General features: G+C 46.9%; 13 protein-coding genes. 1 reads left to right on the top strand and 12 read right to left on the bottom strand.

Annotation, left to right across the window (positions count from 1 at the left end):
* Nucleotides 1–2: 2 nt before the first annotated feature.
* The 6 genes from MHI14_RS19265 to MHI14_RS19290 form a co-directional block, all read right to left on the bottom strand.
* Complete coding sequence (locus tag MHI14_RS19265; RefSeq protein WP_341131057.1) at nucleotides 3–2,081, bottom strand: hypothetical protein; 2,079 nt, start codon at nucleotides 2,079–2,081, stop codon at nucleotides 3–5.
* Between the two features lie 158 nt (nucleotides 2,082–2,239).
* Complete coding sequence (locus MHI14_RS19270; RefSeq protein WP_017689071.1) at nucleotides 2,240–2,515, bottom strand: WXG100 family type VII secretion target; 276 nt, start codon at nucleotides 2,513–2,515, stop codon at nucleotides 2,240–2,242.
* Nucleotides 2,516–2,702: 187 nt separating this feature from the next.
* Nucleotides 2,703–3,251: a WXG100 family type VII secretion target gene (locus MHI14_RS19275; protein ID WP_017689072.1), complete on the bottom strand. Its 549-nt coding sequence runs from the start codon at nucleotides 3,249–3,251 to the stop codon at nucleotides 2,703–2,705.
* 6 nt (nucleotides 3,252–3,257) lie between these two features.
* Nucleotides 3,258–4,088, bottom strand: a complete 831-nt coding sequence (locus tag MHI14_RS19280) for a hypothetical protein (protein ID WP_341131058.1) — start codon at nucleotides 4,086–4,088, stop codon at nucleotides 3,258–3,260.
* A 16-nt stretch (nucleotides 4,089–4,104) separates the two neighbouring features.
* Nucleotides 4,105–8,109, bottom strand: coding sequence for a type VII secretion protein EssC (gene essC, locus MHI14_RS19285; protein ID WP_341131059.1), 4,005 nt, complete (start codon nucleotides 8,107–8,109; stop codon nucleotides 4,105–4,107).
* 54 nt (nucleotides 8,110–8,163) lie between these two features.
* A complete protein-coding gene (locus MHI14_RS19290) occupies nucleotides 8,164–8,484 on the bottom strand; it encodes a hypothetical protein (RefSeq protein ID WP_074094613.1) in 321 nt (106 codons plus the stop codon).
* Nucleotides 8,485–8,906: 422 nt separating this feature from the next.
* Between MHI14_RS19290 and MHI14_RS19295 the strand changes: the two genes are divergently transcribed.
* Entirely contained in the window at nucleotides 8,907–9,146 is a 240-nt protein-coding gene (locus tag MHI14_RS19295; RefSeq protein ID WP_074094612.1) for a hypothetical protein, read from the top strand.
* Between the two features lie 122 nt (nucleotides 9,147–9,268).
* Here the strand turns inward: MHI14_RS19295 and MHI14_RS19300 are convergent, their stop codons facing one another.
* The 6 genes from MHI14_RS19300 to MHI14_RS19325 form a co-directional block, all read right to left on the bottom strand.
* Nucleotides 9,269–9,475, bottom strand: coding sequence for a hypothetical protein (locus MHI14_RS19300; protein ID WP_133384357.1), 207 nt, complete (start codon nucleotides 9,473–9,475; stop codon nucleotides 9,269–9,271).
* Between the two features lie 190 nt (nucleotides 9,476–9,665).
* A complete protein-coding gene (locus MHI14_RS19305; protein ID WP_091031771.1) occupies nucleotides 9,666–11,141 on the bottom strand; it encodes an aldehyde dehydrogenase family protein in 1,476 nt (491 codons plus the stop codon).
* Nucleotides 11,142–11,313: 172 nt separating this feature from the next.
* The gene (locus MHI14_RS19310; protein ID WP_091031773.1) at nucleotides 11,314–11,850 is read right to left on the bottom strand and encodes a GNAT family N-acetyltransferase; all 537 of its coding nucleotides are present in this window, start codon (nucleotides 11,848–11,850) and stop codon (nucleotides 11,314–11,316) included.
* Between the two features lie 113 nt (nucleotides 11,851–11,963).
* Nucleotides 11,964–12,302: a L,D-transpeptidase gene (locus tag MHI14_RS19315; protein ID WP_076249779.1), complete on the bottom strand. Its 339-nt coding sequence runs from the start codon at nucleotides 12,300–12,302 to the stop codon at nucleotides 11,964–11,966.
* Between the two features lie 56 nt (nucleotides 12,303–12,358).
* Nucleotides 12,359–13,384, bottom strand: a complete 1,026-nt coding sequence (gene rsgA, locus MHI14_RS19320) for a ribosome small subunit-dependent GTPase A (RefSeq protein ID WP_371129075.1) — start codon at nucleotides 13,382–13,384, stop codon at nucleotides 12,359–12,361.
* Nucleotides 13,385–13,914: 530 nt separating this feature from the next.
* Complete coding sequence (locus MHI14_RS19325) at nucleotides 13,915–14,508, bottom strand: DUF2087 domain-containing protein (RefSeq protein ID WP_091034982.1); 594 nt, start codon at nucleotides 14,506–14,508, stop codon at nucleotides 13,915–13,917.
* Nucleotides 14,509–14,654: the final 146 nt, after the last annotated feature.

The following is a 14,654-nucleotide window of genomic DNA, read 5'->3' on the forward strand; positions in this document are numbered from 1 at the left end:
TACTATAAGTTGGGCAACGTGTAGCTGTTGTTGCTCAGGAATTTGTTAATGGCACTCATTCGAGCCGCTACTTTGCCGACACCTTTGAAATAGGAAGCATCGGTATTGTAAAGATTTTTGAAATCACGGGCATATGCTTCTGCATTTTCAATTTTTCTGCCTTTTTGCGCGTTATACGTCTTATTGTAATGAGCAATCAGCGTGACCACATTCTGGGCACGTTTTTTCTTCAGAGCTGCTCTCTGAGCAATCTCCTGTTGACGTTTAACTTCAGCTGCCGCTTTACGCTCCGCTTCCTGTTTTGCAAGCTTGGCATCATTCTCTTTTTTCCAGACCAGATAAGCTTCATATTTTGCCTGTTTATCGTACTTCTCCTGCTGCGCTCTCTTAGCGGCTTCTTTCTTCTGCTGCTCCTGCTTCACCAGATAGGCCTCATATTTCGCCTGTTTGTCGTACTTGGCTTGTAACGCCTTACGTTCTTCTTCTTTTTTCTTTGCTTCCGCTTCCTTCTGCTTGGCTTCAGCGAGCTTTTTCTTTTCCTCTGCGTCCAGTTTTGCAGCATCTGCGGCCTTTTGCTTCTCTTGTTCTTCCTGTTGTTTGAGCGCAGCTGCCTTTGCTGCTTCAGCCTCTTCCGCAGCTTTGATCTCTGCCAGTCGTGTGGCTTCCTGCTGTTCTTTCTGTTTCACCTCTGCCTGATCGGCGAGTATTTTAACCGTTGGCACGCCACCTGCCAGCAATAGAATAAGCACAGCGGAGGAAATCATGAACTTTTTGGATCTGTAGAATGGCACAGGTACAGGTTTGTCTGTGTCTTCTTTTGGATTAAGCTTGGCATCCAGTTCCTTGATTGCAGCCTCGACTTCCATCTGCATCGCGCTGTTATGAGGGATAAAATGATAAAGCGAGCGGTACACTTCCAGTGCTGCAGCCGGTTTATCTTCATCCTCCAGGGCTCTTGCTTGCAGGAACAGACGGTTCACAACCGCTTCCTGATCGGGAGATTGCGGCGTTTGAGGACGGTTCCCGTCTTGCGTATTCACCGGTTCACTTACTGGTTCTGAGCTCTTTTTCAGATTCACATCAGCTGCTTCGGACGGATTGGCAGTTTCTTCTTCCGATGTCACAGCAGCCGCCGCATTGGCCTGATCCACGTCTACCGCAGCCAATGCAACATACCACTCACCAAACGTCGGACAGCTGCTCAGATCGTGACTTTCCCAAGCTCGAATGAACAGATCTGACAGTTTGGAACCCCAACGCTTCTCAAGGGACTCCCGCATCGCATAATACCGTTCACTCACTGTTTGCATTTCATGCTGGTCAAAATAACTTTCGCCCCACGCTTTCTCTACAATCACAGGGTCCGACCAGCTTAACATTTCAGCAATAATAACAGCTCCGGCAAATCGGTCAGCATATGAACTCCACAAACCGCTGTGCACTGTTCGATGGGCTGCATAACCGGGTGACCCGGCAAGCAGGGCATCCGGACGATCCATTTTGGAACCGTACATCTGCTCGACATCCACAAGTTCTACCGCAGATGTCTTCCCCAGGTTCTCCACTTCGGAAAAAAACGGAATCATTACATTGGGAGCGGACATATCGCAATGAGCCAGTCCACGTTGTTCCATAGCCGAACCTGTTCCAGCAAGCGCTCTGGCCAGCTTCAGGCTCTCTTCAGCCGTCAACTGTCTCTGATCACTGATCACATCGAACCAGGTCTGACCTTGCACCCATGGCATCAACACCGCATATAACAGATCGGGATGTTTTCCAATGAGCGCTCCGTTTCTTTCCGGAGTGAGCACATCACGCTTGCATACCTGCAAACCTGGCAGTTCACTGTAAGACTCCATATGTTCAGACTGATACACCATAGCTGGAATACGGAATTTAGGAAAAAATACTTTTAGTGCTTTGGCCCCATGAATGGAACCATTACGGGGTATCAACTGATAAACAATCCCCTGCCTTCCGGCTTGGGCATAAGCCAGACCCGGCGCAGCCGGATGTTGCCCAATCGTATAGGCAATGTCGTTAATCACCACTTCATCCCCGGGATTTGGTTGAAAAGACATGCTTATCCCTCTCTCTGTCCTAGTGTCATAGTTGCAGCAAAAACCGGGTGTTGTGACAACGCCCGGTTTTTGCTGTAGTTGTACATCTTCAGCTTGCTATCCACCTATAATTCAGGACGAATTCAGACTTCACATCGGCCTGATCTATGTAAAGCAGATTAACGAGCTTGGTCAGCTGTACGGAATTTGTTAGCAATAGCTGTAAGTTCAGCGCTGATGCTGTTCAGCGTTTGAACGAATGATTGCATTTGTTTGCTAGCTTCTTGGAACTCTTGGAAGAAGCGTTGCTTTGTCATACCTTCCCATTGTCCTTCCATGCTTGTGATGGATTGAGTCAATGTAGATACGATTTGCTGACTTTGCTCACCGCTTTGTTTAAATTGGTTGGAAACCTGATCAAGCTGCTCTGGGGTAACTAAAATACGTCCTGCCATTTGTAAATTCCTCCTTGGTTTGTGCAATTAAATTTTTACTTGTTCAAATTGTACTATACCAGGATCGATCGGACAAAAGCCGAAGGACCTAATCCTATTTACCCCATTTTCAGTACTTGAAACTTCTCCTAACAGCCTATTTACAAAAAAAAGATTCACTTTCTGCTGTTACTTTTATTCATGCTGTTCAGGAAACCACAGGCTCGGTCCCTCTTCTTCCCCGAAAGGAAGGATCTGTGAATCTCCATGCTACAGGCTCAGGCTGCATAGCCTGCACCAGTGTAGCTGGGGAGCCATCAGGCGGAGCGGCATCCTGAACACGATATACGGCCGCCATTGCGGAAAGGGGATCGGATACTACAGCTACAGTTGCAGAATGTGCAGGCATGATTTCTCCTGTACGATTGTTCTGAAGAACATTCAGCATATTGACCGCATTACCATAGGCTGTGTTCACATGACTCAGCACGGAACGATACTCCATGTCTGCCTGCTGGAATAACAACGCTTTGCGTCCCAGCTGTACGCTTAAGTCCATTAATCGACGCAGCGCATCCTCGCCCAGTCGTTTACTGTGATTCCATTCATTCATCACCGCTGCGCGGGATTCAACCTCCCACTCCAGCGAATGAATCGCCTGATCCAACACTGTCATCTTTTGCTGTATTTGCTCCGCTGCATACTGAATCTGCTTGCTCAGTGCCCGAAGCACATCCGGTTCCACACGAATGCGCATTTACCATCACCTTTCCTCTTCCCCTGCAGGCTGTTTAAGCCAGTCCAGCAGCATCTCGTGAAACTGTTCTCTAGTCGTTAGTGCTGCAACAAGCCAATCATCTGAAGCCGCAGTGCTCATCCGGAACAACCAGTTGGATACCGCACTTGCAGCAAATGCTGCCGACTGCGACTTCCACCCGTCTTCATTCCATACAAGCAACCTGAGCTCCCCGTCTGACTCCTTACCCACCAGACAGCGTGCCAGTGCAAGTGAGCCCTCAGGATCACTTGTCTCCTGTTCGAGTTCCGCTGCTACGGTCTGTACTCCGCTGTTTTCGAGCTCATTCATGACATCATAAAATTTTTTCTTGGAGCACATTAGGGCCGGTTTCTCCGCAGGAGAATGGCCGCTCCATTTCATCCGCTCTATCAGAACATCAATGGCTTCACGAACACTTCCCAGATCGCTGAGCCGGAACGAGTCCGGTACGTCGTCAACACGGGAAACTTCAACGACCCGCTCATCCGTGCAATGTATATAACTCTCATGCGACTTGCCGTTGATCGTGTAGCGAATCCAACAAGCTCTGTCGGACAATCCGGCAATGGCTACCCTGGAGAAAACGGTCGGTGTCATGATCAGCTCATCGGTATCCTGATCCCGAATCAGATATCCTTTGTCAAGCAGGGAGGTTTTGACACGCTCCCACTCCATCGCGATATCCTCCGCCATATAGCCGCGAAACGGATCTTCCACACCAAGCAGTCGGTCTGAACCGAGAATACCAGCCAGGAAAAAAAGTTCCTTTGTTTGCAACGTGACTACCTTTTGCTTAGAATCATGAACCGTCAACATTATGAGCCACCTCCCCTCAAACTACAACATGCCATCGGTCACGAATTTCAGAAATCCAATCGGTCATTTTCCAGCTGTCATCACATGGAACTGCACCTTTAACCCTGGAATATTTACGTTTTACATAATAACCTTGACCCGGAGGCAGTACCTTCAGCCCACCTGAACTACCTCCAGATTCGGAATAAGGTATACGGAAGAACGAGAGATCGTTAGGGTCTAAAGTCCCGAACAGCATTCCGCTCTGGGAAGCCTTCACATCCGTTACCCAGTCAGAACCAAAGGTCGGGAAGTCTGCCGGAACCCCGGACAGAATCACGTGTACACCGCGATCCCTTCCTTGACGAACAATCGCTCCCAATTGATCTTTTACATTAAAATCGTTTAGCTGCTTGGACAAGGTGTCCGCATCATCGATGACGAGCACAAGTTCCGGTCCACCGGAAATCTCGCCTCTTTTCAGAACTTCATCGTACAACTGTTGAATCACAGGTGCAAGCTGTTCTTCTCGCGATACATGTCCACGGACATGGGGCAAACTGCTGATTTCCCCCAGCCCACCTGAGCCATAACGCATATCTACTGTGTATATTTGCACACCTTCCGGAGAAGCATGATAAGCCAGTGATAACATCCATGTCAATAAAAATGTTGTTTTGCCGCCTTCCATCGGACTTGTTACCATGAAATGCGGACCTTCACGCAGATTAAGCTCGAATGGTTCCAGATCATCCGTAAGCAGTCCCACAGGGACAGTTACAGACGATGTATCCCAAGCCTGACCATATGATCCTGTCCGAATGAGTAGATCTTTCAGTTTGATCTCTTCCGGAAGCGGAGCAATCTGCGGCGCTTCTTCCCCTGTCCAGCCTTGGCGAATCTCAGCAATCGTACGGCGCAGTGCCGATGAACGTTTGCCCTCATCTGCCCCTGAAGAAGGTAATGCCGCCTGGAACATTAATGGAGGCACTTGCCCTTTGACCAGACCTCTTCCTGGCGGAAGTTGGCTTGGTGCCTTGGAAGGTCTCCCCACGGCATAATAATAATCGCTTGGATCGGATAACTCAAATGAAACCGCATTGGGAATATTGCTTCTGAATTTTTCAAATACATCGGTTACCCGATTCGCAGTGAGCACAAAGGTGATACCCAAACTTCCGCCTTCACGCAGGATCGTCTCCAGAAGTTCATTTTCTTCCGGATAAGCATTGCGGAATGAAAGATAACCATCGATAACGACCACAACCTGCGGTACAGCCGCGTGAGCTGTCCGGCGGTACGCCGAAATCGTTTTAACACCCGCCTCCGAGATGATATCTTTGCGTTGTGCTGACAGCTTGAGAATATAGCGGAATAACCGCTTGATCCGGTCTTCCTCTTCAGCCATCATCACGCCACCGATCTGAGGTAGTGCTGCAAAGTCTTTCATCATGCGGCCCATGTCGATAATGTAACCGTGCCAAGGCTCAGTTCTGTGGGAACGGGCCAGGGACATAAGCAAGGTCTGAACAAATGTTGTTTTGCCCAGTCCTGGCATGCCGTAAACAACCAAATGGCCTTGATCCACAGGCAATGCGAGCGGTTGTTGGCGCTGATTCGGGAGATCATCCAGCAAACCAACCAGTGGTTTCAGACCACTCGCTCCGCCATCAAGCAGCAGATCCCGATTCTCTTCTTCCTGCCATTCCTGAAGACCTTCCCATTCCAGTGTCTCTGGTAAAGGTGGCAACCATGGTCCTGGCAAACGACGGATACCCGCATCCGCTGCAGACTGCGCAACATAATCAATAAATACCTGAAGCTGTTTCGGAACATCTTCACCTTTGAGAACGGCTCTACGCTCTCCAGTTAACAGAGGCTCCCGCTTACCGTTCAGGCGTACTTCCATAACAGGCAATACCGTCGTTGAATCCTCCTGCTGGTTATAGGGTGCACCACTCCAGGCGAATTGCATTTCTTCAAACACTTCATCACTACCAACCTGGAAATATCCACGACCAGGCTTTGTAATCCAGGCAGCATTTGGAATCTTGATCATATCCCTGCTATCTCCCTCACTCTGTACGCGAAGGCAGATCCGGAAGCGCGAATTACTCCATATTTTATCGTCCACAACACCAGCTGGCTTTTGGGTTGCCAGAATTAGATGAACCCCAAGTGTCCGGCCAATGGCCGCGATACTGATCAATTCATCCATGAACTCCGGCTGGTCCCGCTTCAATTGAGCAAACTCGTCAATGATAATAACCAGATGCGGAAGTGGCTGTTCATGTCTGGAGCGCAGAATTTTGTAATATTCATCAATATGCTGGAGGTTTCCCGCATCATTTAATATTTTTTGCCTTCTGACCAGTTCGGCACGAAGTGAGATATTCGCCCGCTCGATCAGATTCCCATCCAGATTGGTGATCGTCCCTACCACATGAGGCAGATCAACAAATGTATTGGACATCCCACCACCTTTATAGTCAATCAGCATGAAGGCCAGATCGTGTGGATGGAATTCAGCAGCGAGTGAAGCTACGATGGACTGGATGACTTCACTTTTACCTGAACCGGTTGTACCTGCAATCAGACCATGGGGACCATGACCCTGACGTTCAATTTTGTCATGCAGGTTTATCGCTATTTTTTTGCCGCCAGCTCGTACACCCATTGGTACGGGCAGTGTGTCAGGATATCTCGTCTGTCCCCACCTGGACACCACATCCAGATCTTCCACGCGAGATGTGCTCAGCATATCGAATAACGGAAGCACTTGTGGGATATCTGAAGCAGATGAACGCTTTAACCGGATCGGTGACATATAACGGGAAAGTGCCTCTGCCATCTCCTTCGAGATCACATCAGGCTTGTACGTTTGTTGAATAACATCTGCATCTTCCGTTTTTTTGATATACACCCCTTTGCCTTTAGAGGCATCCATAATCAACTGACAATGCATCGGCAGAGACTCCTTGCGATTAGCCAGTATGATGGTGCATACATCAATTTCCTGAGCCGATTCCAGCAGCAAGGGGAGTAACGGTTCTTCTTCAATCAATTGCGTATCGGAGAGAATTACAACGTAACATGGCGTTTGTACGCTTTTCTTGTAACGGTCTTCCTTATTGTTACGACGCCGGTTCAACACGGAAAACAAGCTGTCCGCTAATTGATGCGCACCGCTGTGCCTGTCGGCCATATAGCGTTGTCCTTGGTCTTCATCCCAGATATGGGGCATCCAGCGAAGCCAGTCCCATTCCTTGCTGTCCTTTTCTTCATAGAAAGCAGCAAGCTTCAATTCATCCGGAGAATGGCGTACCGTCAGCTGTGAGATGATGACTCGCAGGGAAGCAAGCACTTCCTCCCGATCACCGACAAGTCCCATAACCTTCGATTGGAACAAAGGCAATGTAATGGAAGCATCCGGTACCGTCTGGAATTCAGCCGCAAGTTCATGGGCCGCTTCAATTAGCTCATCCTTCTCGTATCCATCAATCCTCGGAACCTGAAGTTTGATGCGGAATGGAATCTCTCCCGTACCAATGCGCACCTGAAGGAAATCATCATCCTCTGGTGAACGCTCCCACAAGGAACTGTTCCGGTTCTTCACCACTTGAAGACACACACCCGGATCACCATGAATTTCGTACAGGCTCTTCACTTGCTCCGCCTGAGCTTCCTTCAGTTCTTCCCGGTGTTTGTCCAGTTGGGCAAGATACATTGTTTTTCGTTCTTCCAATTTTTTGCGATATGATTTCTTGTTGCTCAGATACACGAAGAATGGAATGGTGTAAGAAGTAAGCATCATCATGACCGTCATCATCTGAAACATCATATAACTGCTGTTGTTCATTTTGCCGGTCATATTGATATATACGTAGAAACCAATGCTGACCATGGTCATCATGATCGGCACAATAATGGATATCATGGAAAATGTGGGTTTGCTCGGTTCTGTTGGAGGCCTGAGTATTTCGAGTCCTTCTTCCTTGAGAACCGGTGTCATTCTTGGAGAACGCTGATATAACACATTCACGAAGAGAAGACCTCCTTTAGTTCGTTCAATAATGAATGTATACGTTCAAAAGCACTATTCGTTGCTGTCCTGTTGAAACAATGAACGTCTTCCATATACAGGCGCTTCTTCCGAAGTCGTTGAAAAAGCCCGCTGGACACGTACGCAACTGCCTTGTCGCAGCCCTGTTTCCATTAACTGCTGTGCGTTCTGCGGAGAGAACCACAGACCTTCCGGAAACTTGGCTTCAAGGATGTACTGAATGCCGTCTCCCGGTGCCTGTCCAAAAATGCGAACACCGAGTAATGTCTTCAAATGTTCAATGGTACATTCGTCCGGAACATCAATGTCGAACCATTCTCCTTCCTCGCGGCCGGAATACACGGTTAGAATCATCCGAATCCCTCCCATGGTCTCATATGTAAATTGTCCTAATGTCAGATTAAATCAAAAAAAAGAGAATGAATCGTTATATCAACCCTATTTTCTTACATAAACACCCTGTTTGCAATGTACCACCTGTAATTTTGTTACATATGACCCACGTATATATTAAAATATCGTACATTCGACTCAGAACTTTCGTGGCAGTTATGCATTTAAATATTGCGAGGATACGAAACTCTTCGTTTTTTGTTCCATTTAAATGGTAATTAAGTTACGTTTTTCAGGACTTTTATTCCTTCGCTCACAATTGAATTGTGAACACTTTTCAAACATTACCCACCTTTATGTTTTCATAAGCTGATTTTAAGGTAATTTTAAGCATTGGAATTTAATATTACCTGTATGAAATAACAACCGTGAGGTGATTTCAAGTGAGAACCCTAATAACCTTTCAAAACAAATCAATCCCTGTATATTTTAATCAAGAAAACAAACAACCTATGCAGAAGACATTAAGATTGCTTAGCAGTGCTCTTGAGCATAAAATTAGCAACGGTAAACGCGCCATTCAAAAATGTCTGCATTCTTTAATTAGTATTGAGATTGTTAATGGAGAAGCCATTCTCCACAGTCGAAGTGAAAACGACTCCCTTGCTTTATCGTTATATTAAAAGGAGTCAACCAAGACACATTCATTACAAGACATGAAAAAGGAAGCTGTCGTTATAGACAAGCTTCCTTTTTTGAGTTGTATACACGTTAACAGCGGATCGCAATTATTAGCAGCCATCACTCAGTGCAGTTTGCTCAGGACATAGGCGGCATCGTGTTCTTCCGCAATCTCGGCTTTACGAATACGAATGACAAACAGCCGAACCAAATTGGCACGTGTATGTTCTTCCTGACAGGTATTCAGTTTCCTCAGAATAAAGCGGTCAATGGACATGAATTTAAGCCCCTTTGCCATTGGATTTACGGATCGATTCTTCCGTGTATCCATAAATAACCAGATAGCGTCAGCCCCAAACAGCTTTTCCGCTCTTATATTAAGCCGTATTTTGCTGAGGTGTAAAATTGTGCAAAAAGCCCGTCCCACCAAGCTGGAGACGGACTTTCGCATGATTTGTCGATCTTTTTATAACCCACTCTAAACATTCATAAATGCCCCTGCTAGTTCACTTTTTTTCGACTTATTTCACTCCCGGATATTCCCGATATTGGTGCTGAATGCTGATCCAACGCGTACGTGTAAACTTCTCAATGGCCCAATCCCCACCGAAACGTCCAATCCCTGAAGCTTTTTCACCGCCAAACATCACATGCGCTTCATCGTTCACAGACTGATCATTTACATGCACCATACCCGATTCAATGCGCTGGGCAACCTGATATCCTCGATTCAGATCTTTGGTGAATACGGAACCACTAAGTCCATAAGGCGTATCATTTGCCAAACGAACAGCTTCCTGTTCATCATGAGCCTTCATGATCACTGCCACCGGGCCAAACAATTCCTGCTGCACGATATCTTGTTCAGGTTGAACATCGGCAAGTACAGTAGGAGACAGCACACTGCCTTTACTGGTCCCCCCGAGCAATAACTGTGCTCCTTCATTTTCAGCTTTGTTCACAAGTTCCAGCAATCGTTCTACCTCTTTTTCCCGAATGAGTGGACCCACGAGTGTTTTGGCATCCGCCGGATCACCTGCCTGGACATTCTTCGTTTTGGCAACAAATGAATCGACGAATTGGTCGTAAATATCGGCATGCACAATGATACGATTCAGAGCCATGCAGATCTGTCCCTGATGCAGAAACTTGCCAAAGACTGCCGCTTCGGCAGCACGTTCAATGTCGGCATCTTCCAGCACAACCATGGCGTTGTTGCCACCTAGTTCCAGTGCAGTTTCTTTTAAATGTTCACCCGCCAGTTTACCGATCCCTTGCCCAACTTCTGTGGAACCCGTAAATGAAATCACCTTGGGAACCGGATGAGTGACAAAGTAATCACCGATCTCGCTGCCACTTCCCGCGACGACATTCAGCACGCCCTCAGGCAGACCGGCTTGTTCAAACAAATCGGCAATGAGCCAACCTGCCGTAATCGGAGTGTCCGATGCTGGTTTAATCACTACACCATTACCAAGAGCAATCGCTGGAGCTACAGATCGCAGGCATAGATGCAAAGGGAAGTTCCATGGCCCGATAACACCAATCACTCCCTTCGGCTCACGAACCACACGGTTCTCTTTGCCAGGAGTATTGGACGGAATAATCTCACCCTTCATGCGATAAGGAAAAGATGCTGCTTCGTCCACAATGCGTTTAGCCGCTGCAAACTCCGCCTCCGATTTGATTCGGGTACTCCCGGATTCCGTGATCAACAGTTGAATGATCTCCTCTTTTCGCTCTGCCATCTGGGATGAAACTTTACGCAATACCTCTTCTTTCACAGCAGGTAATGAATTCGCCCATTCAATCGAATTTTTCTGAGCTGACTGATAAGCCTTATCTATGTCTTTCTTATTGGAAGAGCGCCATGTGGCAATAACTTCTCCCGTATAAGGATTGATATTCTCCATTGTTTTCTCACCGGAACCATCTACCCATTGGCCATTAATATATTGTTTCGTCCATGTTGTATGTTCAGTGTCCATTAAAGTCATGTGAATACGCCTCCTGATCAAGATTAAATGTCACACCTGCACAACGGTGTAATACATCATTAACCTTGTTCAGAATTACGCAAACGTGAAGACCTGAATTAGCTATTCCATTCTTTAAGCTTAAGGAAACAATACAACCCACACTATTCTGTCGCCATCTGGACGTCTTTCATCAGTCGGGCAGGCTCTTCTCTCCAAAGAGGCTCAAGTCTTCCCATCCGTAGCCAACTTCGATCAGATCTTGACCACCAATGCGGAGGGACTGTGTCTGGACTGGAGTGCCTCCCATCTTTTCATAGAAGCGACAAGCTGAATTACGCTCCAAAGCCCATATGATCAAACGTTTCATATTGTGGGTCTGCAGATGATGAACGACATGTGTCGCCAGTTGCTGACCTATCCCCGTTTGTTGCACTTCCTTCAGCAAATATATAGCGTACAACTCTCCATCATAAGGTAATTTGCCTTCACGCTCCTTACCCCCACACGCAAATCCGACAATGTTCCCATCATCTTGTTCAGCTACCACCAGAATCTGATCCTTTTCGCCAGAACGAATGGTCTTCTCCCACTGGGACAATCTTGATTCTATAGTCAAATGATCCAAAAAATCGTCGGGCACAATTCCCCGATATGTTGTTTTCCAACTCTCTGTATGTACATAGGCTATACCTTGCGCATCTCCTTCACGCGCCAGCCTGATCAGCATAGCTATCACTCACTTTCTCTCGTAACTGCCGTAGATTTACCATATTATATGTTCTTCTTTCTATAATTCCAAATTGATCCATTGAACTACCTCTTATAAAGTAAAATCCGGCCCTACGGCCGGATCGTTACCCTAGTGCCTACAGATACCTTGGAAGACAGGTCCAGTACATCCGAGTTGTACATGCGTATACAACCATGGGAGACGGATTTGCCAATAGACCAAGGCTCATTGGTTCCGTGTATACCATAATGGGGAGCAGACAGTCCCATCCAGAACACGCCAAATGGCCCACCTGGATTCGATTGTTTGTTAATAATAGTGAACTCCCCGTTTGGAGTCTGCGTGAGCATCTTTCCGGTGGCTACGGGATAACCCTTAATCACCTGATTGCCATCCAGAAGATATAACATGTGGTCAGACAGATCTACAATAATCCTGTAATCTGGCATAATGACATCCCTCCTGACCTATCTTATGCAAGATGCCGGATGATGCCCGCCTGATTTCAGGCTTCCTCCCACTCTTTCACACTACGGGAGTGCTTGGGTTTGCGACTATTGGCCGGTTTGCTGGAGGCGGTACGCCTTCTGGATGCCACTTCTTCCTTGCGTTGCTGATATTGCAATTCCTTCTGCATTTTCAGATAATTATTCAGTCTTTTTTCATCCAATGAACCATCCTGTATGGCCTCTTTCACTGCACATCCAGCTTCCCGTGTATGACTGCAATCCAGAAATCTGCACGTGGCCGCAAGTTCTTCAATTTCTCCAAACGCCTGCGACAGCCCATCATTGCCCTCATCCCAAAGATTAAGCTCACGCATTCCCGGAGTATCAATCAATACGGCACCCTGTGGAAGTACAAACATCTCCCGGTGTGTTGTCGTATGTCTCCCACGACTGTCTCCCTCGCGGACGGATTGTGTAAGCTGCACATCCTCACCCATCATCCAGTTCACCAGCGTAGACTTGCCACTGCCAGAAGATCCTGTGAGCGCAACAGTCAGCCCTGGCTGCAAGTATCGTTCCAATAAGGATTTCCCTTGACCCTCCACTGCAGATATCGCAAGCACTTCAACGCCTGGAGCAATCCCTTCTACACTTCGGATCTGTTCTTCCACATTGTTGCACAGATCACTTTTGCTCAAGACAATGACTGGCCTTACGCCACCATTCCAAGCCATCATCACGTATCTTTCGAGTCGTCTAAGGTTAAAATCATGATTAAGTGCAGCCACGATTAACAGTGTATCTACGTTTGCGGCGATTAATTGTTCCTTGGTCACCGGACCTGCTGCCTGTCTTGATACCCTGCTCTGACGTGGCACCAGATTGTGAATAATTGCTTCTTCACCTGCCTGACCTGTAATCGCCACCCAATCTCCAACCGCTGGTACCAAGCTGGTCTCCAGACTATCATGACGCATTCTACCCGATATTCTTCCCCAGCATTCGCCCTCTTCTGTAACCAAACGTTGCAGATGTCCATGGTCTGCGATAATTCTGGCTGGCTTTTTCTCCTGCTCTTCCATCCCTGTCTCTTGCCACAGTTCCTGCCACTTTGCAGACCAGCCGTACTTCTCAATATGGTTATCTAAAATAAAAATTCCTCCCAAAATAAGTTTGTTTACTTCGTTCAAGCCGATTGAACAATCATCTCCAGTTCAGATCAAAACAAAAAACCACGAGTAGAAATACACCCGCGGCAATAAGTAGTTAGCTGAATCAAAGACCATCCCTTCTTGTAGATCTACCGGATAGAGTACTTAACCCTCCGATATAAACAATTCAGGAACACCCTTTTATCGGCAAACAAAAAAGCCACGGGTGCGTCACCCGTGGCTTCATCTGAGCATGTGATACTTCACGTTACAATGGATACTGCTATCCAGCTAACGCAAAATTACATGCTTTGATCCGTTCCGGAGACGCTGTTCATATTCAAATTAACGTATACTGCATTTAAGTTTGTCATAAACAATCGCCTCCCTTGTAGAATTATCCATTATGTTACACACTGAGCTTTGCAGTTGTCAAGCCCAAACTATTTTACCTGTCTACTTTATTTGACCTGATCCCAGCGCGTCCACATTTCCTTCGGATTCAATTCATATATCTCCTCTTCCCGATACATGAACTGATGCATGATAAATTCCCGCCGAATCGTGGCAAAGTCTTCATGGTATTGCTTTATAAATGTATTGATTTCTTTCTCCGTATACTTCCGACCAAATTCAAGCTGCTCGACCAGATGACCAAGTACAATCAGTTTTTTCTTGTATTGAGCCGGAATCTGACGCAGTCGTCCATCTTTGGAGAAAAAATTTCTCATGACCGACGCTTTCAATGTTTCGTTCACATCACTCATATCCGTAACCTCCTCTCGCTTAAAGATAAAATCAACCGAAGCCTGTGCATTCTCGCGGATAAACGAAGGATTTAGTGTGAAATACACTGTATTTTTCTCCCGTCGTTCCTTGATCAGCGCCGCCTCTCTCAGCTTGGATGCATGATGTGTCACGGTTGGCTGTGACAGATTCAACCGCTCGGCAAGTGCCTGTCCGTGCAGTTCACCCTGTGCCAGCAACAGCAGCATGCGAAGCCGGGTCGGGTCAGCCAACGCTTTATGATAAGCCACAATTTTCTCCAGCTGCATCATCGTTCATCTCTCTTCCGTTTAGATATATATCTAATTTGATATTAGTCTTTTCTCCTCTCCACGTCAACTCCTTTGGATTCAAGTAAGCTTGTCTAATTTAAACTCACGCTTGAACTGGCATTGGCTCGTTATTTACGGTAGGA

Origin of the sequence: Paenibacillus sp. FSL K6-2393, from assembly GCF_038002545.1 — a bacterium.
Classification (GTDB): domain Bacteria; phylum Bacillota; class Bacilli; order Paenibacillales; family Paenibacillaceae; genus Paenibacillus.

Excerpts from the sequence above, each read along its gene's own strand:
- MHI14_RS19280 (WP_341131058.1), bottom strand. The coding sequence starts at position 4,088 with ATGTTGACGGTTCATGATTCTAAGCAAAAGGTAGTCACGTTGCAAACA.
- MHI14_RS19305 (WP_091031771.1), bottom strand. The coding sequence starts at position 11,141 with ATGACTTTAATGGACACTGAACATACAACATGGACGAAACAATATATT.
- MHI14_RS19275 (WP_017689072.1), bottom strand. The coding sequence starts at position 3,251 with ATGCGCATTCGTGTGGAACCGGATGTGCTTCGGGCACTGAGCAAGCAG.
- MHI14_RS19300 (WP_133384357.1), bottom strand. The coding sequence starts at position 9,475 with ATGGATACACGGAAGAATCGATCCGTAAATCCAATGGCAAAGGGGCTT.
- MHI14_RS19310 (WP_091031773.1), bottom strand. The coding sequence starts at position 11,850 with ATGCTGATCAGGCTGGCGCGTGAAGGAGATGCGCAAGGTATAGCCTAT.
- MHI14_RS19270 (WP_017689071.1), bottom strand. The coding sequence starts at position 2,515 with ATGGCAGGACGTATTTTAGTTACCCCAGAGCAGCTTGATCAGGTTTCC.
- MHI14_RS19325 (WP_091034982.1), bottom strand. The coding sequence starts at position 14,508 with ATGCAGCTGGAGAAAATTGTGGCTTATCATAAAGCGTTGGCTGACCCG.
- MHI14_RS19315 (WP_076249779.1), bottom strand. The coding sequence starts at position 12,302 with ATGCCAGATTACAGGATTATTGTAGATCTGTCTGACCACATGTTATAT.
- MHI14_RS19290 (WP_074094613.1), bottom strand. The coding sequence starts at position 8,484 with ATGATTCTAACCGTGTATTCCGGCCGCGAGGAAGGAGAATGGTTCGAC.
- MHI14_RS19265 (WP_341131057.1), bottom strand. The coding sequence starts at position 2,081 with ATGTCTTTTCAACCAAATCCCGGGGATGAAGTGGTGATTAACGACATT.
- rsgA (WP_371129075.1), bottom strand. The coding sequence starts at position 13,384 with ATGGAAGAGCAGGAGAAAAAGCCAGCCAGAATTATCGCAGACCATGGA.